This is a genomic window from Lentilactobacillus kefiri (assembly GCF_007989105.1).
In the GTDB taxonomy this organism is placed as follows: Bacteria; Bacillota; Bacilli; order Lactobacillales; family Lactobacillaceae; genus Lentilactobacillus; species Lentilactobacillus kefiri.
Genome location: NZ_BJVK01000071.1, coordinates 1 through 3,534 on the forward strand (window position 1 = coordinate 1; position 3,534 = coordinate 3,534).

At 35.3% G+C, this 3,534-nt stretch carries 4 protein-coding genes; 2 read left to right on the forward strand and 2 right to left on the reverse strand.

Annotation, left to right across the window (positions count from 1 at the left end):
• Nucleotides 1-275, forward strand: a 275-nt coding sequence (locus tag LKE01_RS11565) for a type II toxin-antitoxin system PemK/MazF family toxin (protein ID WP_054769887.1), incomplete at its 5' end; no start/stop codon positions are given.
• Nucleotides 276-419: 144 nt separating this feature from the next.
• Here the strand turns inward: LKE01_RS11565 and LKE01_RS11570 are convergent.
• On the reverse strand, nucleotides 420-1,184 hold the full coding sequence (locus LKE01_RS11570; protein ID WP_095347958.1) for a helix-turn-helix domain-containing protein: 765 nt from the start codon (nucleotides 1,182-1,184) through the stop codon (nucleotides 420-422).
• Between the two features lie 492 nt (nucleotides 1,185-1,676).
• On the opposite strand from LKE01_RS11570, the gene LKE01_RS11575 reads away from it, so the two are divergent.
• The gene (locus tag LKE01_RS11575) at nucleotides 1,677-2,192 is read left to right on the forward strand and encodes a dihydrofolate reductase family protein (protein ID WP_054769888.1); all 516 of its coding nucleotides are present in this window, start codon (nucleotides 1,677-1,679) and stop codon (nucleotides 2,190-2,192) included.
• A gap of 103 nt (nucleotides 2,193-2,295) precedes the next feature.
• On the opposite strand, the gene LKE01_RS11580 is transcribed toward LKE01_RS11575, so the two are convergent.
• Nucleotides 2,296-3,243, reverse strand: a complete 948-nt coding sequence (locus LKE01_RS11580; RefSeq protein ID WP_095347957.1) for a magnesium transporter CorA family protein — start codon at nucleotides 3,241-3,243, stop codon at nucleotides 2,296-2,298.
• Nucleotides 3,244-3,534 lie beyond the last annotated feature (291 nt).

A 3,534-nucleotide genomic window follows, 5' to 3' on the forward strand; every position in this document is an offset into this window, starting at 1 on the left:
GGCCAGCCATTGCTCTAAGCAATGATCTAGTCTGTCAGACAAGTAACATGACGATTGTGGCTCCAATTAGCAGTACCGAGCGTAATTTTCCTATGTATCATCGGCTAACTAGTAGTCAAACAGTACATGGGAAAGTATTATTAGATCAAACAATAGCCTTAGATTTGCGGGCAAGACATGTCACTGATGAAGCCATTGTTGATCATGTATCGCGTGAAGAATTAGAAGAAATAATCTTTTTATACAAATTGTTGTTCAGTATTGATGACGAATAAAAGAAGTCATTTTTATATTATAAAGATAAATAACCCCCAACATCTACATTATAGATATTGGGGGTTATTTTAACAACGTTTTTGAGGGGTTATTTGGAACTTATAGACCCTAAAACCACTTGTGGATTGTAACTAGGTGGTTCTCTATTCAGTTACTAACTGTTGGACAATGTCAGATATGTGGATTTGTGTCTTATACTTCTTAAGGTCATGATTGTTAGTTGCGGTATTGCCTTTATTGTTTAACAAGGCATCTAGCGCTGCTAAGTTGCTAACATAAGTCTGATTAATGTAGGTGCGAGGCACAATACGTGCAACTTTAACATAGCTGCCCTTATGATACGCCATCACATAAGGATCTTTGACCCCAGGATTAAGCCCCGTCGTTAAGGTTAATTTGGTCCATTCATTACCCATCGTATTATCGGTGAACCAAGCGGTCCAGTAACCATTGGTCGCCTTATTGTTAGGAGAAATTTCCTTTTCACTAGGTAATTTAGTGTACCCGACTTTATAGGATAAAAACGGATCAAAGCGATCAATCGTCCCAATACCTTTATAATATCCCAAACATAAAATACCAATACTAACCAGTGCTAGTACGATCAAGCCACCTAAACCAAAAGTCCAACGACGATAACGACTTTTAAGCTTAACATCATGATCTATCTGGGTAGCCAAAGAGGGTTCTTTATCTTTTTTCATTGCAATCTCCTCGTTAAATAGAAGTTTTTCGAGTGAGATGTTAAACAATTGACTCAAAGCATGCAGGGTCTCTAAACTTGGCATATTCTTGCCAGTTTCCCAAGTTGAGACCGTTTGACGGGTCACATGTAATTTTTGAGCTAACGCTTCTTGGGTTAAGTTAGATTGCCTGCGCAAGGTCTTGATATCGTCTTTAAAGCTCAAATCACACTCCTCCTAAATCATAATCAAGGATCTAGGGCAATCCTAGCAAGAATTACTAGCATTAGTCACGCAAATGTTACTTGCACAAGCCAATAAAGCCGTTCCTCAGATCGTAATAACGTTCTGAAGAATGGCTTTAGAAATGATCAAAGGCCTATTTGATAGTTGTAGCCCCCGCTTAGATAAGCATGTTGAACATTTATATTCACTGGTGAAGAAAAGATATAAATATTGGTCTCGCTATATTAGTATTTATCTGACTTCTTTTCATTATCTGATTTACATAACATTTGATTATGCGTAGTTGTTGCTATATCAACGTTTACAGCGCCTAGTTTGTGATTTTTAAAAATTCACAAGCCGTAGGTTTATTTGTTGCGGGGTGAAGAGCGGACCACTCTGTGCCTTTCCACAGCTTTATTGAATATACCAATTATCATATTTTTGCAAGACTTGTTATACTTGCAACAGATTAAGAAATGAGGGAATAACGTGGCTAAAATTTTCTTTTATGGCGCTGTTAGTTTGGATGGCTACCTATCCGATGTGAACGATGGATTACAATGGTTATTTGATACAGAAGTCGGTGATAAACTTACCACAGATGCCTTTTTGGATACGGTAGAAACTGTTGTGATGGGCAGAATTACATACGAAGAGGCCCGAAAGTACGTCCAGCCTTTATATCCCGGTAAGGATGTTGTGGTGTTTACCCATAATACTAATTTCGATGTCCAAGAAGGTTTTGCCGTATCCGAGGATCCAGTAGACTACCTTAGAAAGTTGAAAGAACAACCGTCGGGCAATATTTGGGTGGTCGGTGGTGTGAACCTACTAAAAAACATTATTGTTGCTGACTTGATTGATGAATGGTGGATTCAAATCGCACTCGTTTTACTTGGTAACGGAAAAAGATTATTCGAGCAATCCGACTATCAAACTCGGTTGGAATTAATTGATATAACGCAAATGAAACAATTGACAGAACTTCATTTTCGCCGAAATTAATATTTAAACAACGGAAAACCCGCTTCAGTTAATACAACCTGAAGCGGGTTTTCGTTCAACAAAGAAATTCTGCTTTAAATCATATTAGGGTATCACAAATACTTTAATATTTTTTGCGTCGCAACCAAAACCAGCAAATTAGGCTTAGTATAACAGAGATAATCAGCACAGCAAAAAAACCATAAGAAGATTTTTCAAACGGGACATCGACATTGATTCCCCAAAAACCAAAAATAATCGCTGGAATAGTCAAAATGATTGATATCTCGGTTAGAGTTTTCATAATCATGTTTAGCTGATACGAAATCATATTGTTTATCATATTTTCCAAATTGTCCAAATATTGGCTGTAACCTAAAATGATTCTATCCATTGTATCACTTGTATCGTATAAATCATCAATTATTTTTTTAGTACTAAAATCAATATCGTCAATAGTTGTGAAATTTTTTTTAATGAAATCAAGCTCTTTATGGTTAGCTTTATAGGTTGATGACAAAGCTATCATGTATTTTTGAAGAGTCAATAAATCACCAAACGTTGGTCTGAGTGGACCGGACGTTGATATTTTTGAGTCTAAATCATCAATTTTTTCCTTGATTCCACGAAGGTCGTTAAGCATCGCATAGAAATCTTTTTGCATGATCTTTAAAAGTACTTCCTCCGTGAAATTATTGATATCACGTAAAACCATATTGGATAAGAGTTCGGAAATGGAATTTAATTTTTGGTTTGTAAAAATTATCAACTTATTTTTAAATACCAAGAAAACAACAGATGTCGTCAGATTATCTAGATGCCCACCTTCGTGTATCTTGGGAAACAAAAAACTTACGAGGAAATTTTTTTCATCGTTCCGATCTATCATCGTGTCATATGCAACTTGATCATCAAACGTTAGTATATTGCCTATTTTAAGGTCATATTTATGTTCAAAAGATTCGATATATTCTCGTTCGTCGCCATAAACATAAACAACAGAAGAATTTTTGATATCTGATTCTGACGAAACTAATAATGTATCTGTTGTTAAAGAATAAGTTTTCAGCATTGTAATCCTCCTGCTTTATATTTTTCTCAAAAATAAATGCGTAATCGTTGTGAAATAAATACGTTATCAGTTTTAAAAACATTTTGTCTTATGTATGATAACCTGCCAAAAATTTTATCTCACACATTATCTAGACAATCTTGTCTCCAGCTTCTAATGTATTATCTAATTTATAATTATAGCCCCTAAAATGCAACACATAGTTTTTTATGCTAGCTTCTCAATGTCCTATGTGTTTTTGTATCTTATCGGCCTGGCACAAGTTATATCTTTTTTATTTTACAATCTACC